Origin of the sequence: Gilvimarinus xylanilyticus (genome assembly GCF_024195295.1) — a bacterium.
Lineage (GTDB): Bacteria > Pseudomonadota > Gammaproteobacteria > Pseudomonadales > Cellvibrionaceae > Gilvimarinus > Gilvimarinus xylanilyticus.
In genome coordinates this window covers 90018-114703 of record NZ_JAMFTH010000005.1, presented here as the reverse complement: position 1 = coordinate 114703, position 24686 = coordinate 90018, and the positions used below count along the sequence as shown (strand labels likewise).

Here is a 24686-nt window from a genome sequence, read left to right as displayed (position 1 = left end):
TGCTGTGAGCGACAAAGAAGATCAGTTTTGGGATTTGGTGGATGCTTTTATCCAGCGCGCCAACGATTCCTGCGAGCAGGCCGATGCCAGCATGGTCAGTGCGGCACTGTTGCACGCCGCGGCGCGGTTTAATGCCTTTACCGTGGCCGGGGCTTCGGTGGACCGCAAGGAGTACACCGAAGAGATAGAGCCTTCGCTGCGCTATCTGACTAACCAGTATCGGGATTTACTGCGTGATAACCTTGAGGACTATCGGGAAAACTACAAGGTGTATATGCGCAGTGACCAAGACGAATAAAGCCCTCGCCCCCCTGACAACCGCTCTACTCTCATTTTCTTCCGCCCAAGCCCAAGCCTTTGATTGGGCCTCGGTTGTTTGGCAAAACGACTTGTTTATCGGCAAGGACGGCGGTTACACCAACGGGTTGTTTATTTCCCTTTACGATTTATCCACCGAGGGTGACACACCCTACCAAACACCTCTGCTGGCCAAGCCTTTGGCGTGGATGCAAAAACCCTCGGCGGATGCCACCATGTTTAGCGAGCACTCGCTGGGGCAGGCCATGATAACCCCCAGCGATATTACCCAACCGGTGCCCGACCCGGAAGATTCCCCCTATGCGGGTTTACTACTTTACCGCGTAAGCCATGCTATTGTTGAGGAAGATTTTGCCGATTTAGTGCGTACGACTTTAGGCATCATGGGGCCAGCCTCGGGCGCCGAGCGCTCGCAGGAGCTGGTGCATAAAATCACCGGCTCTGAACAACCCCAAGGTTGGGATTACCAGCTAGACAATAAATTTCTATTTGCCCTGGAGCGCACTGCCGTGTGGCGGTATGAGTTGGCCGATAACTGGGACACAGTGCTGTTAGCCCAGGCCGGTGTGGGTAACTTGGAAAGTGCCGTGGGCGGCGGTGCAATCCTAAGGTTTGGGCGCGGCCTCTCGCAAAGTTTTGCCACCACCGCCTTGCACTATGGGCGTATTAGTGCCCCTATGGCGGTTGAAGGCGGTTGGTATATCTACGCCGGTTTCGAGGCCGAATATGTCTTTAACCACATTTTGCTTAACGGCAATACCTATCGCGATAACGCCGCCGATGATCTGGAGCACCAGCTGGCTGCCGCTACTGTGGGTCTTACTTACAGTTGGGATAATTTTAGTCTGGCCTTGAGTTACAAAACCGGCAATTCAATGGATAGCAACAAAACCAGTAAAGATAGCTTTGGCGCGATCAGCTTAGCGTGGCGTTTGTAATGCGTGCGTTACTTGTAGGTTACGTCTGGCCCGAGCCCAATTCATCGGCGGCGGGGGCGCGTATTGCTCAGCTTTTGGCCAGCCTTAACAGCGCCGGTTACGAAGTTCACTTCGCCTGCGCCGCGGCGCTTAGCGATCACCAGATGGATTTGGCGGCGGTGAATGTGACGGCTCACGAAATTGCCCTCAACTGCGAGAGCTTTAACGAGTTCGTCGCCCGGTTAAATCCTGCCGTGGTGATATTTGACCGTTTTGTGACCGAAGAGCAATTTGGCTGGCGCGTGTCCCAGGCCTGTCCCGATGCCATGCGGGTGCTGGACACGGAAGATTTACACAGCTTGCGCGCCGCGCGCGAAACCCTGCTGAAAAGGGAACTTAAAACCGACCCTAACGCCGGACCCGTGTTGGTTGACGATGGTGCGCTTTTTGACAGTATGCGCCAGAGCGATATGATCCTGCGTGAAGTGGCGGCCATCTTTCGCTGCGACCTAACGTTAATGATTTCCGAGAAAGAAATTGCTCTGCTGACACAGTATTTTTCGGTGCCTTCATCGCTTTTGTATCACCTGCCGTTTATGGTAGAGCCGTGTGAAAGGACCTTGTCCGATTACGCCGAACGCGAGCACTTTGTCACCATAGGCAATTTTCGTCACGCGCCCAACTGGGATGCCGTGCTCTGGCTAAAGCAGAGCATTTGGCCGCAGCTTCGCAAACAGGTGCCCGGGGCCGAGTTGCATATTTACGGCTCTTATCCGCCCAAAAAAGCGACCCAGCTTAGCAACCCCAAAGAAAAGTTTTTTATAAAAGGCTGGGCGGCTGACGCCCTTGCGGTGATTGGTGCGGCGCGGGTACTGTTAGCGCCACTGCGCTTTGGTGCGGGTATAAAGGGCAAGTTAATGGATGCCATGCTGACGCAAACCCCCAGTGTCGCAACGAGTATTGCCAGTGAATCCATGCACGGTGACTGTCCCTGGCCCGGCACAATTGCCGATACTGCCGAAGACTTTGCTGCGGCCGCCGCGCAATTGTATAGCGATGAGAATGTCTGGAAGATCGCGTCCGACGGGACTAAGCAACTGTTAAACGCGCGCTATCGCTACCCACAATTATCGTTCTTGTGGTTGCAGCATTTGAATCAGTTGCGCGATAACCTTTTCCAGCATCGGCAGCGCAATTTTCTAGGGGCTATGTTTCAGTACCATGCAGCCCGCAGCACGGAATTTATGTCTCGCTGGATAGAAGCGAAAAGCCGCGTTCAAGGCTGATCGGTATCCTTCTTTTTTAAGGGCGTGGCAAATTGCAGAATAAAAAAGTTGGTAATCGCCAGTACCAATGCGATTTCATAGCGGCTATAGGCCACTGCAATACCAATGGCGCCGGTGTTCCAAATACTGGCCGCTGTGGCCGTTCCCACCGTTTGGTTGTCGTGTTTTAAAATGGCGCCGCCGCCGATAAAGCCAATGCCGGTAATAATCCCGTACATGACTCGTGCTTCGGCTTCACCGGAATCATATACCTGCATACCCACTAACATGTAAGCGCAGGAGGCGAGTGCCACTAACGGGAAGGTTCGCAGCCCTGCCCCCTTGGCCTGTTGCTCGCGGTTGACCGCCATGGGCAGTGCAAACACCAGGGCAATCCCTAGCTGAAATAGATGAGTGAAAACGTCCTGCAAACTTAAGTCAAACTGCATGGCTCATTCTTCCTTACTGTACATACGGTGGCTTTAATCGGCCAGGTAGTATTCGACGGTGGAAACCACCCGTACTTTTTTTATGTGAGGGTTATTGGCGTCGCGAGGGTTAATGCTGAACTGCCCCTGCGAGGCGCGTTTGATTTTACCCAGGCGACTGCCGGAGTTGGCGGCGAATTTTTGCGCGACCTCCCGAGCGTTGACTGTGGCCTGCTCAATCATCGCGGGTTTAATATCGTTTAATCCGGTAAACAAATACTGGGTTTGTGAGTCGTAATTGCCCGCGGTTAGCACGATGCCCTTTTTACCCAGTTCGGGTAAATCGTTCATGGCGCGGCGCACGGTGTTTATATCGTGACTGTAAACGGTGACTACCGCGGTCGCGACATAGCGAAAAGGCGCATCGGGTCCGCCGTAAGACTGCGCCGATTTGTCGGTAATAACCGGCGAGTTGGTGCTGATATCCGAGGCGGCGATATCCCGCGCTCGTAAATACTCGCGCACACTCTGAGAGCCTTGATCGATGCTCTGGTAAAGTTCGGCCAGATTGTTACTGGCTAGAGTAAAGCTAACCGGCCAGATGACGATATCCGCCGGTACTTCGCGCTCGGCCAAGCCTTTGGCCGTGACGGTGCGCTCGTATTCTTTTACCGAGATGGCGGCATCTCGTAAAAAATAACCTAAGATTGCAAATGCGACAATCGCACATATACCCAGTGCGAGAGCGTTGCGAAGTTGAAACCTTTGCATGGCATGATTCCCGTTACGTGGAACGATTGTTATAGACTGAGTAAGAAGATTAGCACCAAATGTGCCACACATGGACTTAATTGACCTTTGCACAGGAGCGCAATGTGACAGATGAGGGACAGCTGCCCTGGCAGCCGGACAGCGAACTGGAAGGGTTTGAAACCCAGGCGATTGAGGTCGCCATTCAGGCAAAAGAATATTATGCAACGCTGGTGCGCGCGGCCCATAACCCTGTGACACCTAAAATTGCTATTTTGTACCTACATGGGTTTACCGATTACTTTTTTCAGCGGCACTTAGCCGATGCCTGCATAGACGAAGGCTTCAGTTTTTATGCCCTGGATTTGCATGGCTATGGCCGCTCGCTGCGCACCGGGGTGCGCGCCAATTACTGCGATAGTATTGACGAGTATTTCCCCGAAATCGACGAGGCGATAGCGCGTATTAAGGCCAGCGGCGCCGAGCGGGTGATTATTAACGCTCACTCTACCGGCGGACTTATCAGTGCTTTGTACGCCCACCGGGGAGAGGGCCGCGCGCAGCTGTCGGGTTTAATACTCAACAGTCCCTTTTTTGATTTCGCCTTAAGCGGGTTGCACCGAATTGCCCTAAAGGTATTGGCCGCTATGGGCCGAGTCTTACCCAAATGTTCTTATCACCACGGTATGCCCAGCCTGTACGGCCAGAGTATCTACTGCGGCTATCGCGGCGAGTGGGATTTCAACCTAACGTTTAAGCCGGTGGTGGGGTTTCCTATCTATTTGGGTTGGCTTCGCGCCATCGTCCGCGCCCAGCGCGAGCTTAAAGCCGGCTTGTCTATCCAGTGTCCGGTGCTGGTACTGCACTCGGCGCGTTCACTTAAACTGCCCCGCGCCTGGACCGACGAGTTGATGAGCGCGGATGTGGTCTTGGATGTCGATCATATGCGTCGTTACGGGCCGGGCCTGGGCGATCAGGTCACTCTGGCGGAAATTGAAGGGGGGATGCACGACCTAATGCTCTCTCCCCACCCAGTCCGCGAAACGGTGTTAAGCAGCATGTTTCGCTGGTTGGGGCAGATTAGTCGCGTTCATTAAATTTAGGAGCCTCTGATCAATTCCCCAGTGGTCTCTGCGCGAGTCAAAACGTTCACTCCGCAAGGCGCGCTTCGCAGGCAATGGCCATAGTCCTTGGCAAGAAGTGCAACGCAGCGGATGGACGTTTTGGCCGCGCCCTTCGGGGCTTACAGAGCTTTCCGATCTCTGTGTTGGCTCACCTCACCGGGCCGTCAGCCCGCTTTCAGTTCGCCGCCTTGATCTCGAAAAGCTCTGTAAGCCAGAGGCCATTGGGGACTTAATCAGAGGCTCCTTTGTTTAAAAGTAAGTTACCCAAGGCATCCACCTTCAGAGTCCAGCCGGGTTCGAGTAAGGTGGTGGAGACTTGCTCGACGATCAAAGCCGGACCGTTAAGGGTGGTATCGGCGCCGAGGTCGGTGCGCCGGTAAACAGGCGTTTGCCCCACCTCGGCCAGTGTCAGGGTGTGCAGGGGTTGCGCGGAGCCCGGCGCAACGGTGGGTAATTCTACCGAGCGGCCAGGTGCTTCGCATTTTAAGCGCAGGTTGACCAATTCAATATCGATATTCAGACGGTGGCCGTAGCGGGCCTCGTGCGCGCGATGGAAGGCCTCGCCAGCCTCGGCAAGATGCGTGTAGGGAAGGTTTAGGGTGAAGCTTTGTCCCAGATAGCGCAAATCCAGACTGGGACTTTCGCTGATGTCACAGGCGGCTATTCCCTCCGCTTGCAGCTGCGCTCTGCCGGCTTCGCTTAGCTGGCAATATTGCTCGCGTAGTTGTTCCGGGTTGCAATGGGCTAAGGGTATTTGCAGCGAGCGCGACAACTGCCTTTCGGGCTTGGCCACCAACATACCCAAAGCCGACAAGACTCCGCCGTGCACCGGCACCAGGGCGCGACTCATACCCAGGGCATCGGCCAGGGCGCAAACATGCAAACCCCCGGCGCCGCCAAAGCAGCACAGACGAAAGTCGGCGGGGTTGTGGCCGCGCTGCACCGAGATCACCCGCAGAGCGGCCGCCATATGTTCGTTGGCCAGACGGATAATGCCCAAGGCTGCCTCGTGCGGGGGTAAGTTCAGGGTTTGCGCCAAATCGTTTACTGCGCGTTGGGCCGAATCGGTATCCAGCGCCATTTCCCCGCCCAAAAAATAATCGGGGTGCAGGCGCCCCAAGAAGGCGTTGGCATCGGTCACCGTGGCCTGTTTGCCACCGCGGCCATAACAAGCCGGGCCGGGACTGGCGCCGGCCGATTCGGGCCCTACCTGTAGCAGCCCCCCATCGTCCACTTGTGCGATAGACCCACCTCCGGCGCCGATGGTGTGCATATCCACCATGGGTACCGCCACCGGATAAGGCCCTAGCTTGCCTTGGTTGGTCAGGGTTAACGCGCCGTCGATGAGAGCGACATCGGTCGAGGTGCCGCCCATATCAAAGGTCAGCAGCTTTTCCGGGCTTTGATCATCGCCCAGAGTTTGTGCCAAGTACTGGGCCGCCGCCAGGCCACCGGCAGGGCCGGACAAAAGCAGGTTAACCGCCCGTTGTGCGGCCTGCGCGGCGTCGATGGTGCCGCCCGAGGATTGCATAACGCCTAACGGGCTGGGGGCAACGCCCGCAGCTAGGCGATGTAAATACCCCTGAACCTTGGGGCCTAAATAGGCATTGAGCCAGGTGGCCATACCGCGTTCGTACTCGCCGTATTCGGGCAATACAAACGATGAGCGACTGACAAATACGCTTTCGGGGCAGGCTGCCTGCAGGGCTTTCTCGTCGCTGTCGTCCATAAATGAATACAGCAGATTAATGGCCACAGCTTCCGGGCGGCGCTCGGCAATGGCCTGTTGCAGGCGCTGGATATCCGCTTCAGTCAGGGCGGTTAGACGGCTGCCGTCGGCGCCCAGGCGTGCGTCTACCTCGACACAGTTTTGCACGGGCACCGGGGTTTCGCGCGGTACGGGTGTCAGGTTGTAGAGCTCTTCGCGGGTTTGTCGCCCGATGCTCAGTACATCCGCCAGCCCGCGATTAGTGACATACAGGGTGGGTACACCTTTGCGCTCGAGTGCGGCATTGGTCGCCACCGTACTGCCGTGTACCACCAGCAGGTGACCGGCGCGGGCGGTGTCGCTAAGGCCCATGGCCTCTATACCTTCGAGAATTGCGCGCTCGGGCGCATCGGGGGTAGACAGCCGTTTGTGTACGCGCAGCTGTTGCCCGTCCAGTAAAACAAAATCGGTGAAAGTCCCGCCGGTATCAACGCCCAGTAACATGTCGCTCGCTCGTGCCAGAAGTGGGGCCGTATTGTACGCCGTTTGGGCGCAGACGCTACAATAGCGCTTTTTGCGAGTCAGTCATGCCCGAGCTGCCCGAAGTTGAAACCACCAAACGCGGTATTGCACCGCACATCACCGACAAATCAGTGCGCGGGGTAAACGTGCGCCAGAGCCGCCTGCGTTGGCCAGTCCCCGACGATTTGGGGGCACTGCTGAGCGGCCAAACCTTACAGACAGTGGATCGGCGCGGTAAATACTTGCTGTTGGCATTTTCTCACGGGGTACTGCTGATTCACCTGGGTATGTCCGGCAGCTTGCGCATTGTGCCGCCCGGCGCCGAGCCACGGTTGCACGATCATGTGGATATTGAGTTTGCCGATACGGCGCTGCGCTACCACGACCCGCGCCGTTTTGGGTGCATCCTCTGGCATCCGGGCGATCCCTTTGAGCATCCGCTGCTGGCTAACCTGGGGCCCGAGCCGTTAAGCGATGCCTTTAACCCCGAGTATTTATTTGCCCGCTCGCGCAAGCGCAAACAACCGGTTAAGCAGTTTTTAATGGACAGTAAAGTGGTTGTGGGGGTGGGAAATATCTACGCCAACGAGGCGCTGTTTATGGCGGGCATAAAGCCCATTCGCAAAGCCGGCACCCTAACCCGCAAAAACTGCCAGTTGTTGTGGGAGAAAATTCAATTTGTGCTGAATCGCTCAATTGACCAAGGGGGCACCACCCTGCGCGATTTTGTCGGCGGCGACGGCAAGCCCGGCTACTTTAAACAGCAACTGATGGTCTACGGCCGCGGCGGCGAGCCCTGCACTGTCTGCCACAAACCGCTTAAAGAAATCCAACTGGGCCAGCGCACCACGGTGTACTGCACTTTGTGTCAGCGTTAACGCTACCAGCAAAAGCTGGCGAGTTTATGTTATAAACCATAGCTTGGATCAAATTTAAGGATACTAGGATGAAAAAAATACTCGCAGTAGCCACTTTGGCGCTATGCAGCGGCGCCCAGGCCGAGCCGGTTTACGATTTAATGAATCTGGTAGGCAGTAAAGATCAGATGAATCAATTGTCGGGTCAAATGGTTAACATGATGGTCAGCGCTAATCCGTCGCTTGCACCCTACGAGGATGTGATTAACCAGTGGTCCGAAAAATACTTTACCTGGGATGCCATGAAAGACGACATGGCGGTGATTTACAAAAAGTATTTTAGCGATGAAGAAATCGCCAAGTTAATCGAATTTTACGAAACCCCTGTGGGGAAGAAATCCATTGAGGTGATGCCGCAGTTATTCCAAGAGGGGAGCCAAGTGGGTATGCGTATCGCCCAAGAGCATCAGGCCGAGTTGATGCAAATGCTGGAAGAAGCGAAAAACGAGAATAATGAAGCTGACGCGGCCGAGTAATCGCGTTTAGTTCAAGGATTTTCTGACAGGGATGTTTCACTAATACCAATTAATAAATGGATTTTACCATGCTTATAAAAACAATCGTGCCCTTAACCTTGTCCCTTCTGATGTTGGGCTGTGCTCACCCCGAACCCAAAAGCGATGCAAACCTCACCTTATCGGCAGACGCTGCCACTTGGCAGACAGATGCCATGTCGCAACCGGGCAGTGTGCAGTTTGAAATTATTCCGGAGTTTGAATCCTATACCCGATTAAGTCTCTATAATGGCGACCCAGACCAATATTGGAAAACGCGATTGGCTGAGTTGGCTTTTTCTGGGGAAGGGTGCAACGGCGGTTACGAGTTGGTACTGAAGTACGAAACGGATGATGCCGAAACCCTCTATCGGCGTTCGGAGATACTGAACTGGGGTGAACCTATTCAGGTAAATGTCACTTGGTCTGCGGGAAGAACGTTGAGTATTTCGGCCGGAAGTTTTGACCAGTCCATTCAGATTAACGCTATGCCTGATCATATCGAAATGGCGACGATAATGGGCCAAGCCCAAATAGAACATATTCATTTCAACGTGAATGAATAATCATGGAGGATAAAATGCGCATTATGAAACTACAGGTTTTTAGCGTCATAGCTTGGGCTATGATGTCGCTCTCTACTCACGCCGATATGCGTCTGGGTGCGAAGTATTATAAAAATGGAGAAATGGACAAAGCCTATAAAGAATTTAAGTTGGCATCCGCCTATGGCGATGCCAATGCACAATACAATTTAGCGGCGATGTACTATCGCGGCCAGCATGTAGAAAAGAGCTTAACTCAAAGCTATGCCTGGTTTGCTTTAGCGGCCAGTAATGGAAACCCCGATGCCGGGAATGTAGCGACTAAGCTTTACGGCCAATTGAGCGACGAGTTAAAGCTCCAGGCTGATGCCGACAAGCAAAAACTTCTTTCCGAGTATTCCCAAAACAATGTGCTGGACGCTCTCTCACCAGAGTTGAGTATGGGTAGCGTTGTTAATGAATCCTATAAAGTGGTTCGTCGGGTCGCTCCCGAATATCCCCGAAGTCTACTGAGGCGGGGAGTGTCCGGCTGGGCCGATGTGATTTTCACGATTGCTGAAGATGGCTCTACCCGCGATCACACGATTTTGTACAGTAGCAACAAGCGCTTTGACACGCCGGCGATACAAGCGGTGCGCGGCTGGCTCTATGAACCCCGTACAATTCAGGGTGAGGCCGTGGCGACACCGGGTGTACGCAATCGTATCGTTTTTCAGCTGAAGGATAGTTATGTAAAAGAATCGGGTGTGGAGAGAATGCTTGCCAACCAGAGAGCAGAAGCCGAGTCGGGAGATGCCGCTCAGCAATTTACCTATGGGTATACCCTGGGGGCGACCAGATCATTTACCGTGCAGATGAAAAACCGCGACGGTGACGAGGTTCAGATAAAAGGCCTGGATGAGAATGCCAATGCCTGGTACGAGCGCGCGGCGGAGAACAATCACCCAGCGGCGGCCTATTTTCTTGGACTGAATACCCTGCAAGGTCGGTTTTGTGAAAAGGACAGCTTTAAAAGTGCCGGGTGGCTATACAGAGCGGCAATGCTCGGTAGTGCAGAAGCTAAATACGCCCTGGCGATTGAGTATCTGGGGGGAGCGTCTTTCACAAAAGATGAAACCAAAGGGGCTTTCTGGTTGGCGGATGCGGCCGAAACTCTAGTACCTGCCAAGCTACGCTATGCTAAATACCTGGCCACAGCTGAGGACCCTGCTAGGCGCGATGTTGCTTTGGCGCGCTCTTATCTGGACGAAGTCGATAGCGATTATGTGGATGAGTTAACTTACTATGAAGTGGCCGCGACGGTTAGTGCTGCTGAAGGTAAACAAAAAGAGGCTTTAAAATGGCAGAAAAAAGCCGTAGCTGAAGCCAAATATCTAGATGTGCCGATCGAGTACTACCAAGATATATTACAGCGCTACGCGCAGAAGGCGTACTCTTCTCAGAGCACCTGATAGACGTGATTCTGAATTTACCATGATGGGGCTAGGGCCTGTTCACACTAATTAAATGCGCCTGCTGGAAGCCAGTTTTGTTTCCAGCTAGGCGCCGTGAGCGCAGTTTGGTTACTCCAAATAAGCGATCGGCAACAACGCTGGGGACAAAACTGGCTCCAGCCCTCGGCAATTGCTCCTGCATTGCTCTAATACCTTACGTCCATGTAAGTATTCGGGTTGCGGCTAAAAATCCGCCACTCTTCGTCGCCTGCATGGACGCAGGTGAGGCGCGAGAGCAGGATGCGGTAAGCTTTGCTCATCGTTCATTTGGAGTGACCAAACCACTCTCCTCGCGCCTTAATTGGCGAATTTTTAGTCGCAACAGGCTGCATCTAATTAGTGTGAACAGGCCCTAGCAACTACGAGTAACTCAATTTGAGTTACTCGGTCTCGGGGTAGGCTTTTTGCAGTAAGCCTTTTATCATATTAATCGGGGCGGGTCGGCCCAGACGATAGCCCTGAGCTCGCTCGCAGCCAATCTCACGCAGGAAGGTTTCCTCGGCTTCGGTTTCAATTCCCTCTGCCACAATGTCCATTCCCAAGCCCTGCCCCATTGTCACAATGGTTTCTACCAGGCGCTTGGCATTGTCATGGGCGGCGATATTTCTCACAAAGCTCCGGTCTACCTTTAGGGTATTAAAAGGGTATTTCTGCAGATAGCCCAGCGATGAATAGCCGGTGCCAAAATCGTCAATGGATAAATGCACACCCAGCGCACACAGCTTTTTTAAGTTTTCCTCGGTGGCGGGGATATCTGTAACCAATACTCGCTCGGTAATTTCCAGCTCCAACTGATCGGGTTGTAAGCCGTTTATTTCGAGTTGCTCTTGAACAAAGTCGGCGTACTTAGGCATTTCCAGTTGCTTGGGTGATATATTTAACGCCAAGCGCAGACGCGGGCCATTGGCTCCGGTAATCTCGGGTAGCTGGCGGCATGCGGTAGCCAATACCCAGCTGTCTATATCGCAGATTATGCCGATCTCTTCGGCCAGGGGAATAAACTCGCCCGGCATGCGTAGATGGTCTTCGCGCTGGCGCCAACGCACTAAAGCTTCTAGCCCTACCAACTGCTTGGTTTGTAAATCAAAAATCGGCTGGTAGTGAAGGTATAGTTGATTGCGAACGATGATATAGCGCAAGTTTGCTTCCAGCTCCAGCCGATCCAGTAAGCGCGTATTAATATCCTCGGTAAAAAAGTAATACCGGTTGCGCCCCTGGTCTTTAGCTTTGTACATCGCCAAATCGGCGTTGCGCAATAAAAGGTGCGGGTTGGTGCCGTCGTCGGGGTATAGCGCAATGCCGACGCTGGTGGTAACAAAATAATCGCGACCAAAAATCACAAAGGGAGTAGAAAATTGATACAGAATTTTCTCGGCGACTTTTTGGGCGTCACGCGGGTCATTGAGCTCAGGGATGATTACCACAAATTCATCGCCGCCCATACGCGACAGCGTATCGCCGCCACGAACGCAGCGAGACAAGCGCTCGGCGGCTTCTTTTAACAGGTTGTCACCAATGCTGTGACCTAAACTGTCGTTTACATTCTTAAAATTGTCTAGGTCAATACCAAGCAGAGCAACCTTAGTGTTGTGGCGGTTGGCATTTTCCAGGGCCAGGCTTAAGCGGTCCATTAGCAGCACTCGGTTGGCCAAACCGGTTAAGTCGTCGTAGTGCGCCTGGCGTAACAGTTGTTCTTCGTAACTGCGGCGTACGGTAATATCTTCTTTGACCACAATATAGTGACTCAGCTCGCCGTTGTTATCCGTAAGAGGCGAGACATTAATATATTCCCAAATAGACTGACCGGATTTCGTGGTGCTGGCAAACTCGCCCCGCCACTCTCTGACCGTGGCGGGGCTTTGCCACAGAGATTGCAGTGAGCTCACTGATTCATCGTCTTTAAAAGTAAAGCCCAGGTGGCGGCCGGTGGCCTCTTCGTTGGAATAGCCCAGGCTGTCTTCAAAGCGCGGATTAACGTAAATAATGATGCCCTTGGGATCGGTGATCACCACCGACACCGGGCTCTGTTCCACCGCCAGTGAAAGAATTCGCACCCGCTGTTCGACTTCGCGCTTTTTACGTCGTACTTGAGCTTCTCGAATCTCTCGCTCAATCGCGGGAACCAGTCGCGCCAGCGAGCTTTTGTCCATAAAGTCGTGAGCGCCCTGCTTAAGCAAGGTGACGGCATCGGCGGCGCTCACCGCACCTGAGGTAATAATGAAGGGTAAATCAAGGCCACTTTCTTGCAGAGTCTGGAGCGCTTCTTCGGCGCTAAACTGTGGCATACGATAATCGCAGATAATCACGTCCCACTGCTGATTTTGCAGGGCCGTATTCATTTCATCGTAGGTCTGTACCTGGTGTGGTTCTGCGCTAAAGCCACCGCGCTCAAGTTCGGCGACTGTCAGTTCGGTATCCAATTCCGAGTCTTCCACAAACAGGACTTTTAGAGAGTTTCCCATAGTGCTCCGCTGTGTTTTTGTGGCGTCGCTATTGTGCTCGCCTGTGACGCTCTAACGCTGTTAACGCTAACGTGGTACTGATCTTGGCTTCCGGCTCATTATAGTCAACGCGGCGCCACCTAGATGATATTTATATCATACGCTTCGAGCTTAACAGGTGCTAACAAAACTATACTCGCAGGGTTAATTTTACTGAGGCATTCTGCGGCAAATGTCTGTCGTTTTGCGAATCATTGAGGAGGCGCGATGAACCCCCCATTTACCCTACCAAGCATTATCCCTCGGGGGCTTTGGGGGCTGATAGCGGTAATGTTTATGGCAACTTATGCAAAGGCAACCGAGGCTCTGGGCCAGTTTGAACAACTCAGCCAACTGGGGACGGCGCAGGTTGAGCTAAGTTATGACTCGCGTAGCCAGGTTTATCAAATGCAGGTGGACGGCCAAGAGCCGGGCACGGGCAGTGGCGAGCCCGGTTTGGCCTGGCGCCAGTTGCAGGGTGATTTTATCGTGCGCGCCGAAGTGCATGTAAATACAAGTGTCTCGCTCGTTGGTTGGCAGGCTCGCGCCACCTTGGAGTCTGAGACATCCTATGTGCAAGCTTTGCGAGATAGCAAAGGTGAGGCCCGTTTGGAGTTTGGTGATGGCTCGGGCGCAGACGCCTATCGCTTGCCGATTGACTCACCCCAAGTGTTGCAGCTAGAGCGGCGTGGCAATCGTTTTATTATGTCGGCGGCGCAATTTGGCCAGCCCTTTGTTGTAACGTCGGTTTCCCATAGAGATTTACCGTCGCAGTTGTATGTGGGGTTGGCGCTCTGGGCGCCAGAGGGACCCGAGGGGGCGAAGGTGAGCGTGCGCAACCTGCGCTATATAAAGCCCGCCCCCGATACTCTGGTGCCCTACCAGGAGTACATTGGCAGCCGGCTTGAAGTGCTGGATATGACAAGTTTTAAGCGCCGGGTATTACACAGTGTCGATCATTCCATTCAGGCGCCCAACTGGTCTCGCGATGGCAAATCGTTGATCTATAACGCCGACGATGGTTTGCTCTATCGTTACCAGCTGGAAAGCGGGAAAATCAGCCGAATTGAGACCGGCTTTGCCAACGCCAATAACAACGACCATGTGCTTTCCTGGGATGGTCAGACCTTGGGGATAAGCCACCACGCCGAATCGGAGCAGGGTCGTTCGACCATCTATACCCTGCCTCTAGAGGGCTCGGTGAGGCCCACGCAAATTACCCGGCCGGGGGTGGGGCATTCTTATCTGCACGGCTTTTCACCCGATGATAAGGCGCTAATCTTTACCGCCGATCGCGGGGGCCAGTACGACATATACTCGGTGGATATCGCCTCGGGTGCCGAGACTCAGTTGACCAATACGACTACTTTGGATGACGGCTCTGAATTTAGCCCAGACGGCCAGTTTATCTACTTTAACTCTAATCGCACCGGCGTTATGCAGCTGTGGCGTATGCGGGCCGATGGCAGCGAGCAAACCCAGTTGACGTTCGATGAATATAACGACTGGTTTCCCCATGTCTCGCCTGATGGCAAAACCCTGGTGTTTTTATCCTACGACGATCCGGTTGACTCCGCTGATCACCCCTTTTACAAACGGGTCTATCTGCGTCAAATACCGGCGGCCGGTGGAAGCCCCGAGATCATTGGCTATGTCTATGGTGGTCAGGGCAGTTTGAACGTTCACAGCTGGTCTCCCGACGGCTCGCACATCGCTTTTGTCAGCAACAGCGAGCGGTTGGATTGACTCAGCTCGGCGGGCAGAACGGGCAGCGGTGAATATTTACTTGCCCGGCGCGGGAGTCTATTCTGTGTTTAACGTCACGTTTGCGACGTTAATATTGGCGCCTAACGGAACCCGCTATGGCTGATTTAGACTTTCCGCCTCATTCCCCCCGTTTGGGGGAGGCGTTTTACCAGACTCTCCTGGAATCTACCCGGGCGATCCCCTGGTGCATCGATTGGAAGACGCTGGCTTTTACCTACATCGGACCGCAAATCGAGGCGTTGTTGGGCTGGCCCCAGGACAGCTGGAAAAGCGTTAACGACTGGGCCGAACGTATGCACCCGGACGACCGCGACTGGGCGGTGGATTACTGCGTCTCGCAATCCAAGGCAGGTACTGACCACGAAGCCGATTACCGCGCCCTCACCCGCGATGGTCAGTATGTGTGGGTGCGCGATGTAGTGCATGTAATTCGCAACGAGCAGGGCGAGGTAGAGTCACTGGTGGGCTTTATGTTCGATATTACCGAGCGTAAAAAAGTCGATGAGAAACTAAGTGAGCTGCAAAAAGAGTTGGAAGAACTGTCGTTTAAAGACGGCCTGACCGGGGTGGGTAACCGGCGTATGCTGGATTCGGTGCTGGAGCTGGAGTGGAGCAATGCGCGTCGCAATCGTCAGCCGCTATCGATTATTATGTTCGATATTGATTATTTTAAGCAGTACAACGACGGCTATGGCCATTTGCAGGGCGATGAATGCCTGAAGCAGGTGGCGAAAATCCTGAGTAAAGGCGCTACCCGGGCGCGCGACTTTTTTGCCCGCTACGGCGGGGAAGAGTTTATGTTGGTGCTGCCCGAAACCGATAACGAATCCGCCATCAAGGTGGCCGAGCGTTGTCAGCAACTGATTTTTAAAGCGCAAATTCCCCACGCCTATTCCCCCGCGGGCCAGCTGGTAACATTGAGTATGGGGCTGGCCACCGCCACCCCCGCGCAGCGCGACAGTATTCAGGCACTGATCAAAACCGCTGATTCACGCTTATACCGCGCCAAACAAAGCGGTCGTAACTCGTTGATCTCGGCGGGTTAATCTTGCGATTTGGGGGGATCAACGTTAGTCTTATGGTTTTAAAGACAATAAGGCCGCTATCGGCTTGCTGTTTAGCATTACATTTCAAGGAGCCCCTGTGAAAATTGTTGCCGCCAAGGTGATTGTCTGTAGTCCGGGCAGAAATTTCGTTACTGTTAAAATAATCACCGATGAGGGTGTTTACGGCATCGGCGATGCCACTCTCAACGGACGCGAGAAGTCCGTAGTCTCTTATCTGGAAGATTATATTCTGCCCGCGCTTATTGGCCGCGACCCCCAGCGTATAGAAGATATCTGGCAGTTTATTTATCGTGGCGCCTACTGGCGCCGGGGCCCGGTGGGCATGACCGCCCTGGCGGGGGTGGATATGGCGTTGTGGGATATTAAGGCCAAGCTGGCCAATATGCCTTTATATCAACTGCTGGGTGGGCGCAGTCGCGACAAAATCATGACCTACACCCACGCCAATGGTAAGGATATCCCCTCTACCCTCGAGGCTGTGGCCCGCGCCCGCGAAGCGGGCTACGAGGCGATTCGCATCCAGTGTGGTATCCCGGGCGTCGCCAGCACTTACGGGGTGGCCAAAGAGGGTAAGGCTTACGAGCCGGCCGATACCGATCTGCCCAGCGAGTCGGTCTGGTCGACAGAGAAATATCTGAACTTCGCCCCTAAACTTTTTCGCGAGGTTCGCCAGCAATTCGGCGATGATATCCACCTTTTGCACGATGTTCACCATCGCTTAACCCCCATTGAGGCGGCCCGCCTGGGCAAAGAGCTGGAGCCCTATCATCTATTTTGGATGGAAGATGCGGTTCCGGCGGAAAACCAGGAAGGCTTTAAACTGATCCGTCAGCACACTACCACTCCGATTGCGGTGGGCGAGGTGTTTAACAGCATTCACGATTGCCGCGAGCTGATTGAAAACCAGTTAATCGACTATATCCGCACCACCATTGTCCACGGCGGGGGGATTACCCACCTGCGTCGCATCGCCGATTTGGCGGGGCTTTATCATGTGCGTACCGGCTTTCACGGTGCGACCGATTTGTCTCCTGTGTGTATGGGGGCGGCTTTGCATTTCGATTACTGGGTACCCAACTTCGGTATTCAGGAGCATATGCCCCACAGCGAGCTAATGGAGTCGGTATTTACCCGAGCCTACGAGTTTGATCGCGGCTATTTCACACCCGGTGAAGCGCCCGGGCACGGGGTGGATATTGATGAAAAGCTGGCGGCCAAGTACCCCTACAAGCGCGCCTGCCTGCCGGTAAACCGTCTGGAGGATGGCACGCTCTGGCATTGGTAAAAGCGCTGGTTTCGCAGGGCTTTACAGCGCCTGCAAACGCTCGCGGGCACGCTTGATGTCCGCCTCGCATTTAGCCTGCAATGCCGGCTGCTGCTCGCGCAGGGCTGCGCAGTCGGGTGAGTGTAGTAACGCTTCCAGGCGCTGTTCGGCCTCCAGGCGCTGCTCGCGCAGGCCATCGATTTCATCGGCGGCAAACAGGTTGGTTAGGTGGTTGATAAACTGTTCGCCGCTTTCCAGCTCGGGGTCGGGTACCGAGGGCAAATCATCCGCCGCGCGGATGGCCTGGGCGAAGGTGTCGGCCAGCTGTTCGCGCTGCTGGGCAATGGCGGTAAACGCTGCGGCCGCACTCTGTTGGTGTACGAATTCTGCCGCGTCCCGGTAGTGGTCGACGCTCTCTTGCAGAGCCAGGTGCAGATCGCGCAGGGCCACCTGTAAATCGGATCTTAGTAAACTCATCATAATTCTCCGCAGGTTTGGTCACGGGGCACAATGACCTCTAATGCCTCGGGAACAATACTAAATTCCGCCGGAGTGTGGGCAATGGGTTCACCGTCGGCGTGAATGGCCATTCCTTTGGGCCGGGTACTCAATTGTATCTGTTTCCCCCGCACTTGAAACACCCGTTTGGCCTGGCGCTGACGGCCGTCGCGCAGCAATGGCGCCAGAGTCAGCAGATCCCACAGGGACTGGGGTTTAATGCAGTAGAGCGACAACTGGCCGTCATCGATGCGGGTTTGTTCATCCACCACATTGCCGCCGCCGTAGTAGCGGCCATTGCCCACGGCCAGTTGAATAGAGCGCAGCTTATAAGCCTGGCCGTCGATATTAAGGCGCAGCTTAAATTGCTTGACCCGCATCAGAGCGGCGAAAAACGCCTTCAAATAACTGAAAACCCCCCAGTGCTTTTTGACCTCGGGGGTTAACTCTTCGGTCACTTTAACCCCGAGTCCCATGTTGGCGACATTAAAAAAATAGCGGCCGTTGACCGAGCCCAGGTCAATGGGGGTGAGCTGCCCGGCGGCAATGATCGCGAACACCTCTTCCAGGTTTTGCGGTAATGCCAGCGAACGGGCCAGGTCATTGGCTGTGCCCAGGGGCAGAACGGCTAACGGCAGCTGGTATTCGTGCAGTGTCCCGGCGGCCGAGCTGATTGTGCCGTCGCCACCACCGATAATCACCAAATCCAGCTGGCGGTGGCGCTCGACTATCGCCTGCCGGGTTTGTTCGGGGCTGTGCGATTGGAAAAACTCGACGTTGAAGCCCGCTTCACGCAGGGTGGTTATACCCGCGTCCAGGTCGGATTCTGCGCCATTGCGCGCTTTAGGGTTCACAATTAACAGCGCCCGTACCTGGGGGGCGGCATTCAGGTTGCGCATTTACGCTGGATCCTCGGGTTGATGTTCGGGGGATTTTTCCACCTGGCCGTGGCGTTGTAGCCACAGGGCCAATAAACCGCAAAGCATGGCCCACCCCGCCCCTGCGGTCCAGCCGGCCAACACATCGGTGGGCCAGTGTACGCCCAGATACACCCGGCTTATTCCTACCAGAGCCGTCAGTGTCAGGGCGACACTGAGCCAATAGGCTTTAATACGGCGACGGCGCTCGGCCCGCGCCAGCAACACGGCCAGGGTTAGGTAGGTACTGGCGGCCACCATCGAATGGCCGCTGGGAAAGCTTGCGGTATAGACATGGGAGCCGTGGGGGACCAGATTAGGGCGTTCGCGCTCAAAGCTGTTTTTCATTACCGTGTTTACGCCCAGTCCGCCCAGTGATGCCACCAGAACCACTACAGCCAAACGGCGATAATGGGCCAACAACAGATAACCGATCACAGCCAGGGTCACCAGGGAGAGAACCACATTGCCCCCCAGAGCGGTTAAATCGCGCATAACCTCTTCAAACCAGCCGGGGCCAATGGGGTCCGTGACATCGCCCGCGACGCGCATGGAAAGTAAAATGCGCTGATCAAAATCGGCGGTACTGCCTTCGACGACTTCGTCCGCCAACTCTACAAAACCCCAAATACAGGCTAAAACGGCAAATATCACCGCCAACACGGTCAGTTCGCGTTTACCCAATCGGCTGAGAATACCAGCGCTGCTTTCCATATTCCTTTCTCGCTTGTGCTTGTTCGTGTCAGTAGGCATTTAAAGCCTATGGGAAAACAACACCAAGCAAAAACAACACCAGCGTAAAACGCCCGGTTTGGCGAGCGTTAAGGTCGGCTAAATGTAAAGGCTACCCTATTACTTGGGAAAATCTGCACAATCTTGTCCAGCGTCCAATCAATCGTGTTGCAGGGCGGTAATCGGGTCCAGCTTAGACGCCTTGATGGCCGGGTAGATACCAAACACCAAACCCGTCGCGGTACAGAAAAAGACCGCCACCACCACCGCATTCAGCGACCAGGCCACGGGCCATCCGGCAAAGGCGGAAATAATGGCGGCCAGGGTAAAGCCCAACACAATACCCAACAGGCCACCGATACCGGCAATGGTGACACTTTCGACAATAAACTGATCGCGCACGTTCTTTTGCGTGGCGCCCACGGCGCGCAGCAGGCCGATCTCGTTGGTGCGCTCGAGCACCGTGGCTAACATAATATTCATAATGCCAATACCGCCCACCAGCAGGGAAATACCGGCGACGCAGGACATAATAATATTAAAAATCCGCTGGGTTTGTTCGTGTTGGTTGAGCAGCTCGGCGGGCACTACGATGGTGTAGTCGTCTTCCTGGCCGTGGCGCCTGTCCAGCAGGTGGGCCAGAGTATCGGCGGCGACCTGAGGCGCAATGCCGTCTTCCAGTTGCAAGCGGAAGCGGTCGATTTCCGAGGCCATATCGCGAAATTCAAAGCGTTTAAGGGCGGTTTGCAGCGGCATGTAAATGCGGTTGTTTTCGCCCGCCAGCTGCACGCCCTGAAAACTGTCTTTGCTCAGGTTTTTACCCTGCAGTACGCCCACTACTTCAAGCCACAGGTGGTTGACTTTAATCCGCTGGCCCACGGCGTCGCCGCGCGGGAACAATTGATTGGCGACCGCCGAGCCAATCACCGCGACTTGATGATAATAGCGGTCGTCGTCCGGGTTAAGCCAGCGGCCGTGCTCAATCTTTAGGCTGGCCAGTTCTAATAAACTGGGGGTCACGCCCAGCACTTGGCTGTCGCCGGTGCCGTATCGGCTGTAGAGCGCATAGGTATCAATTTCTTTGGCGGCGCTGTAGGCGGTGGCAAAAGGTAAGGTTTCCATGCTGGCCTCGACATCGTGCAGGGATAGCCCCACCGAGTGTTTGCGCACCTCTTCCAGGCGATCGCCCCAGACTTCTTTTTCCTCTACCAATACATTGCGCAGCCCCATGGATTCAATCAGTGCCAGGGCTTCTTTCTCGGCGCCCTCACCCACACTCACCATAGCGATAACTGCGCCCACGCCGAAAATCATCCCCAGCAGGGTTAAAAAAGTACGCAGGCGGTGGTACCAAAGCTGTTCCAGCGCTTCGAGTAAACTGGTTTTAATCTGCATTACTGCACCTCTCCGGTGGGCTCTAGCAGAGCCACTCGCTCACCCTTTGTTAACCCCTCGGTAATCTCGGTTTGGGTGAGACTGCGCAACCCGGTTTTGACCTCGCGTTTGGTAAATCCGCTGCCAGTGGAAACATACACCCAGCTGACGCTTTTATCTTTAAACACTGCCTGGTTGGGTACGCTGATCACCTGGGGTTTATGAGCCACACGGATTTCCCCCTCCAGCTTTTGCCCCGGGCGCATAAACGCGGGGTCGGAAACCTCAAGATCAATAGTGACCTCAAAATACTTGGTGGGGCTGCGGGTATCGCGGGGGGCGGCGATATTGGCCAGCCCGACTACCTCGCCCTTAATGGGGCGATCGGCGTAGGCGTCCAGGCGAATCTGCGCACTTTGTCCCAGCTCCAGTCCGGCGGCCTCGGATTCCAGCACATAAAGCTTGGCTTGCAATTCGGTGAGGCTGGGAATATAGCCCAGCTTAGAGCCGGGCCACAGGCTTTGGCCCTCGCGGACTTTTTCGCCGCGCCAGTTTTTGCTGTGTACGAATACCCCGTCTACCGGGGCGGTGACCTCTAGGTTCTCCAGCGCTTCGCGGTTGAGGTTAATCGAATCGCGGTAGGTTTTGCCTTCCAGGCTCAGCAGCTCTAATTGGGCTTCGCCCTGGGTGAGCTGACTGACCTCGCGCCAGGCCAAATACAGTTGCTGCGCACTCAGATAATCTTTGCTCAGCAGTTGATCGATGATTTCGTTTTTGGAATAAACTGTCAGATCGTCCACGCTGAATTTTTCCACCATTTCTTTTTCCTGCTTCACCTCGCCCGCCTGCTGGTGAATAGAAAACTTACTTTGGGTTAGCTCGCGCGAGGTAATATTTTCGCTGATTTCATTTTTTTCCAGTTGCAGTTCGGCGCGTTGCTTTTCCAGCTTGTGCTCGGTGCCGTCAAAGCGGGCCACCACTTCACCGGCTTTCACCTGGCTGTTTTCCTCAGCCATCCAGGCGAGGGTCAGGCGGCCGCGGTTGCCGGTGGGGGCGTTGACCGGCGTTTCTACGGCAGAGATTAGTTCGCCCTTGGCGGGTACCGAAAATTCAAAATCCCGCGCGTCAATACGCATGGTGGGGTGAGACTGGGTGGTTTGATCGGAGCAGCCAGCGGCGCCCAGCAACACGGTTAGGATAAGAGCCGTACTTAGGCGGCGTATCATAAAATCACCTCGTCGCCGTCTTCCAGACCTTCGGTCACAATGGCCTCGCCGCCCTGGCGTGCGGCAATGGTAATTTCCCGCTCGCGCTCGCCGGTTAGGGTTTTTACGCGCACATAGGCTTTGTTGTCGCGGTATAAAATGGCCTGTTGGGGAATGGCAACCGCGTTATCGGCCACCCGCTCGATAATCGACAAGCGCGCGGCCATGCCGGGGCGCATCAGCTCGGGGTCGGGGTTGGTAATGGAGACCACCGCATCGAACACTTTACTGGGTTCGCGGCGGGATTTTAAACGCACGATGCGCCCCATCGACTCTACCTGGCCGCTAAAGGTGCGCTCGGGTATAGCGTCCAGGCGAATCTCGACCCGGTCACCCACTTTTACCTTGTAGGCGATTTGCTCGTCTACGGTGGTTTCAATAATCAAGCTGTCCAGATCGGGTATTTCGACGACCTTTTGGATCAGCGAGAACTGATCGCCCTCGGCGGGTTTATTGCCGTCGTTGTTGGGCACATACACGACAATGCCCGCGCGCGGCGCTTTGACTTCCATGGCCGCTATGGCGTTTTGTTGTTCTTGTACTTCGGCGCTTAGGCGTTCAACTTCGGCCTGGGTAATTTCCCTGTCCACTTGCATCTGCGCAATTTGGCTGGTTTTGCGCACCTGAGCCATCTGGTGGTTCTTTTCCGCAATCTGACGGTCGAGCTTTAATTTTTCCACCTCCAGGCGCGCCATTAAGTCGTCCACATTGCTGGATTTTAAAGTGGCTTTGTCCAGCTCCATTTTGGCCTCGGCTAAATCCAGCTCTAACTGCTCGGTTTGTTGCTCGGTGTCCAGTGCCTGGCTTTGCAAACGCTGGCGCTCGGTGGCCAGATTATTCTGTAAATCGCGCAGGCGGGCGTATTGTTGCTGGGCATCAAAGGCCATTACCTTCTGGCCCTGCTCAACCCAGGTACCCTCGGGGATCAGCCAGGACAATTTTTGTTGCCAGCTGTATTTAACCGTAGGCGGCCCCAGTTCGACGGTGCGGGCACTGGTCAGCTCGCCGGTGGTGCGAATCGCCAGGGGCAACTCGCTGGTTTGCACTGTCAGCAGATTTTGCTCTTCGCCGCCGCAAGCGACCAAGCCCAATGCGACAATAGCGGTGGCCAATAACTGTTTCATGGCGATGCCTCCGCGACTTCTACCATCACACTCATACCGGGTAACAGAGGTTGGTTGGGCTCGTTGTGAAAACGAATGCTGACATTGATATACCCCGAGTCGCCCCAGTGCTGTTTGGGTTCGGCCTGGTTGCCGATCCGTTCGACCTGGCCGCTCATGCTCAGGCTGGGTATGGCATCAAAGGTAATATTCACGGTCTGCCCTTCTTGCAGGCGCGCAATGTCCACTTCGTTCAGCCAGGCTTTTACGTGCAGATCATCGGTAGAGGGGATTTCCAGTACACTGAAACCGCGCTGCACGCTGTCGCCTTCACGAATTTTCTGGCGGGTCCAGGGGTGATCGACGTACATGGCGGTGCCGGCCTGTTGGGTGTGCTGGGTCATGTTGTCCAGCATCACTTGTACGCGCTCCAGCTCGTTCTGTGCTCCGGCAATTTCCACCTGGTTGCGTTTCTTTTCTGCGGTTACATCCTGGCGTTTTACTTCTAGTGCTTTTTGCGCCTCAATGGCATCGCCCTGGGCACGGGTAAGCGCCAGCTGATATTGTTCGTATTGCAATTGGCTGAGCAGCTCGCGGGGAATGCCGGCATCCAGTTTGGCTTTTTGCAAATTCAGCTGCGCCACCTCGTAGGTGTGTTGGGCTTCGCGCAGCGCCAAATCTTCCACCAGAGTGTTGCGTTTGCTTTCGGACTTAACCCGCCGCAGCTCGGCCTCTAGCTGTTCCAAGTTGGCGGCGATATTGGCGGTGTCGTATTGCACCACCGGGTCGCCGGGAGAGACCTTGGTGCCCTCTTCAACCATCCAGGCCACTTGTACCATCCAGCTGTCCGCTTCGGGGGCGACAAAAATTTGCGAGTTGCGCGCCGCCACTTCGCCGCTAAGCAACAGGTTCTCGCCGCAGGCGCTCGCGCACCAGAGTAAACTGAGGCTAGCGAACCACAGACGCATTGTGCTCTACCTTTTCTATTTTTCCATCGCGCATATGAATCACTTTTTGCGCGTATTCGGCAATTTCCGGCTCGTGGGTGACCAGAATAATGGTCTGTCCGGCGCGGTGTAATTCGGAAAACAGCTCCATAATTTCCACTGACGTTTTACTGTCGAGGTTTCCCGTGGGCTCGTCGGCAAAAATAATTTTGGGGCGGTTGACCAGCGCGCGGGCAATGGCCACGCGTTGACGCTGGCCGCCGGATAATTCGTTGGGCACATGCTCTAGGCGGTGTTCGAGGTTGACCCGCGCCAGCATTTGTTCGGCGCGCGCGCGGGCCTCGGCGGGGTCGATATCACTGTAGCGCAAAGGCAGCATGACATTGCGCACAATATTTAAACGCGGCAGCAGGTGGAAAGATTGAAACACAAAACCGATATCGCGGTTGCGCACCGCGGCCAACTCGTCGTCACTCATGGCGCTGACTTCGCGCCCACCCAGGTAAAAGCGCCCGCCGGTGGGTTGATCCAAGCAGCCTAAAATATTCATTAGGGTGGATTTACCCGAGCCGGACGGCCCCATGATGGCGATAAACTCGTTCTCGGTAATGCTCTGGCTTACGCCCTGCAGCGCCGCCACGGTGATGTCGCCGCTGCGATAGTCCTTGCGCAGGTTGTCCAGTTCGATAATGGTTTGTGTCACACGGTGTCCTTTGCCGACGGTTTTTAAGATTATTGTCGACTATACATCTAACGACCAAGGGCGGGTTATAGCAAGAAAGGAAGTGCAA

General features: G+C 54.8%; 23 protein-coding genes. 11 read left to right on the top strand and 12 right to left on the bottom strand.

Features of this window, described 5'->3' with window-relative positions; all coding sequences use genetic code 11:
- Window positions 1-4: 4 nt before the first annotated feature.
- The 3 genes from M6D89_RS14130 to M6D89_RS14120 are packed head-to-tail and all read left to right on the top strand — an operon-like array spanning window position 5 to window position 2521.
- Window positions 5-298: a DUF3144 domain-containing protein gene (locus M6D89_RS14130; RefSeq protein ID WP_253968732.1), complete on the top strand. Its 294-nt coding sequence runs from the start codon at window positions 5-7 to the stop codon at window positions 296-298.
- Window positions 282-1256, top strand: a complete 975-nt coding sequence (locus M6D89_RS14125) for a lipid A deacylase LpxR family protein (RefSeq protein ID WP_253968731.1) — start codon at window positions 282-284, stop codon at window positions 1254-1256. The genes M6D89_RS14130 and M6D89_RS14125 overlap by 17 nt, the downstream gene beginning before the upstream one ends.
- Window positions 1256-2521, top strand: coding sequence for a glycosyltransferase (locus tag M6D89_RS14120; RefSeq protein WP_253968730.1), 1266 nt, complete (start codon window positions 1256-1258; stop codon window positions 2519-2521). Before M6D89_RS14125 ends, M6D89_RS14120 begins: the two co-directional genes overlap by 1 nt.
- On the opposite strand, the gene M6D89_RS14115 is transcribed toward M6D89_RS14120, so the two are convergent.
- Window positions 2512-2949, bottom strand: a complete 438-nt coding sequence (locus tag M6D89_RS14115; RefSeq protein ID WP_253968729.1) for an MgtC/SapB family protein — start codon at window positions 2947-2949, stop codon at window positions 2512-2514. The genes M6D89_RS14120 and M6D89_RS14115 overlap by 10 nt on opposite strands.
- A gap of 33 nt (window positions 2950-2982) precedes the next feature.
- Window positions 2983-3699 (bottom strand): SIMPL domain-containing protein, encoded by a 717-nt coding sequence (locus M6D89_RS14110; RefSeq protein ID WP_253968728.1) that lies wholly within the window; start codon window positions 3697-3699, stop codon window positions 2983-2985.
- Window positions 3700-3803: 104 nt separating this feature from the next.
- Between M6D89_RS14110 and M6D89_RS14105 the strand changes: the two genes are divergently transcribed.
- Entirely contained in the window at window positions 3804-4775 is a 972-nt protein-coding gene (locus tag M6D89_RS14105; RefSeq protein WP_253968727.1) for an alpha/beta hydrolase, read from the top strand.
- A gap of 256 nt (window positions 4776-5031) precedes the next feature.
- Here the strand turns inward: M6D89_RS14105 and M6D89_RS14100 are convergent, their stop codons facing one another.
- Entirely contained in the window at window positions 5032-7014 is a 1983-nt protein-coding gene (locus M6D89_RS14100) for a hydantoinase/oxoprolinase family protein (RefSeq protein WP_253968726.1), read from the bottom strand.
- An 83-nt stretch (window positions 7015-7097) separates the two neighbouring features.
- Here M6D89_RS14100 and mutM point away from each other — a divergent pair, with 83 nt between their 5' ends.
- The 4 genes from mutM (at window position 7098) to M6D89_RS14080 (ending at window position 10439) form a co-directional block, all read left to right on the top strand.
- Window positions 7098-7910 carry a bifunctional DNA-formamidopyrimidine glycosylase/DNA-(apurinic or apyrimidinic site) lyase gene (mutM, locus tag M6D89_RS14095; RefSeq protein WP_253968725.1) on the top strand — a complete coding sequence of 271 codons (813 nt, stop codon included), beginning with the start codon at window positions 7098-7100 and terminating at the stop codon, window positions 7908-7910.
- A gap of 68 nt (window positions 7911-7978) precedes the next feature.
- Window positions 7979-8425, top strand: coding sequence for a DUF2059 domain-containing protein (locus M6D89_RS14090; RefSeq protein ID WP_253968724.1), 447 nt, complete (start codon window positions 7979-7981; stop codon window positions 8423-8425).
- A gap of 68 nt (window positions 8426-8493) precedes the next feature.
- A complete protein-coding gene (locus M6D89_RS14085) occupies window positions 8494-9009 on the top strand; it encodes a hypothetical protein (RefSeq protein ID WP_253968723.1) in 516 nt (171 codons plus the stop codon).
- Between the two features lie 14 nt (window positions 9010-9023).
- Entirely contained in the window at window positions 9024-10439 is a 1416-nt protein-coding gene (locus tag M6D89_RS14080) for a TonB family protein (protein ID WP_253968722.1), read from the top strand.
- Window positions 10440-10861: 422 nt separating this feature from the next.
- On the opposite strand, the gene M6D89_RS14075 is transcribed toward M6D89_RS14080, so the two are convergent.
- Complete coding sequence (locus M6D89_RS14075) at window positions 10862-12943, bottom strand: putative bifunctional diguanylate cyclase/phosphodiesterase (protein WP_253968721.1); 2082 nt, start codon at window positions 12941-12943, stop codon at window positions 10862-10864.
- 246 nt (window positions 12944-13189) lie between these two features.
- Here M6D89_RS14075 and M6D89_RS14070 point away from each other — a divergent pair, with 246 nt between their 5' ends.
- The 3 genes from M6D89_RS14070 (at window position 13190) to manD (ending at window position 17080) form a co-directional block, all read left to right on the top strand.
- Window positions 13190-14707: a TolB family protein gene (locus M6D89_RS14070; RefSeq protein ID WP_253968720.1), complete on the top strand. Its 1518-nt coding sequence runs from the start codon at window positions 13190-13192 to the stop codon at window positions 14705-14707.
- Between the two features lie 116 nt (window positions 14708-14823).
- On the top strand, window positions 14824-15774 hold the full coding sequence (locus M6D89_RS14065; RefSeq protein ID WP_253968719.1) for a sensor domain-containing diguanylate cyclase: 951 nt from the start codon (window positions 14824-14826) through the stop codon (window positions 15772-15774).
- A gap of 97 nt (window positions 15775-15871) precedes the next feature.
- Window positions 15872-17080, top strand: coding sequence for a D-mannonate dehydratase ManD (manD, locus tag M6D89_RS14060; protein WP_253968718.1), 1209 nt, complete (start codon window positions 15872-15874; stop codon window positions 17078-17080).
- Window positions 17081-17101: 21 nt separating this feature from the next.
- On the opposite strand, the gene M6D89_RS14055 is transcribed toward manD, so the two are convergent.
- The 8 genes from M6D89_RS14055 to M6D89_RS14020 form a co-directional block, all read right to left on the bottom strand.
- Window positions 17102-17539 carry a hypothetical protein gene (locus M6D89_RS14055; protein ID WP_253968717.1) on the bottom strand — a complete coding sequence of 146 codons (438 nt, stop codon included), beginning with the start codon at window positions 17537-17539 and terminating at the stop codon, window positions 17102-17104.
- Entirely contained in the window at window positions 17536-18456 is a 921-nt protein-coding gene (locus M6D89_RS14050) for a lipid kinase (protein ID WP_253968716.1), read from the bottom strand. The genes M6D89_RS14055 and M6D89_RS14050 overlap by 4 nt, the downstream gene beginning before the upstream one ends.
- Window positions 18457-19188 carry a phosphatase PAP2 family protein gene (locus M6D89_RS14045; RefSeq protein ID WP_253968715.1) on the bottom strand — a complete coding sequence of 244 codons (732 nt, stop codon included), beginning with the start codon at window positions 19186-19188 and terminating at the stop codon, window positions 18457-18459.
- A gap of 177 nt (window positions 19189-19365) precedes the next feature.
- Complete coding sequence (locus M6D89_RS14040) at window positions 19366-20601, bottom strand: ABC transporter permease (protein ID WP_253968714.1); 1236 nt, start codon at window positions 20599-20601, stop codon at window positions 19366-19368.
- Entirely contained in the window at window positions 20601-21806 is a 1206-nt protein-coding gene (locus tag M6D89_RS14035) for an efflux RND transporter periplasmic adaptor subunit (protein WP_253968713.1), read from the bottom strand. The genes M6D89_RS14040 and M6D89_RS14035 overlap by 1 nt, the downstream gene beginning before the upstream one ends.
- Entirely contained in the window at window positions 21803-22969 is a 1167-nt protein-coding gene (locus M6D89_RS14030; protein ID WP_253968712.1) for an efflux RND transporter periplasmic adaptor subunit, read from the bottom strand. Before M6D89_RS14030 ends, M6D89_RS14035 begins: the two co-directional genes overlap by 4 nt.
- Entirely contained in the window at window positions 22966-23916 is a 951-nt protein-coding gene (locus tag M6D89_RS14025) for an HlyD family secretion protein (RefSeq protein WP_253968711.1), read from the bottom strand. Before M6D89_RS14025 ends, M6D89_RS14030 begins: the two co-directional genes overlap by 4 nt.
- Window positions 23897-24598 carry an ABC transporter ATP-binding protein gene (locus M6D89_RS14020; protein WP_336297557.1) on the bottom strand — a complete coding sequence of 234 codons (702 nt, stop codon included), beginning with the start codon at window positions 24596-24598 and terminating at the stop codon, window positions 23897-23899. Before M6D89_RS14020 ends, M6D89_RS14025 begins: the two co-directional genes overlap by 20 nt.
- Window positions 24599-24686: the final 88 nt, after the last annotated feature.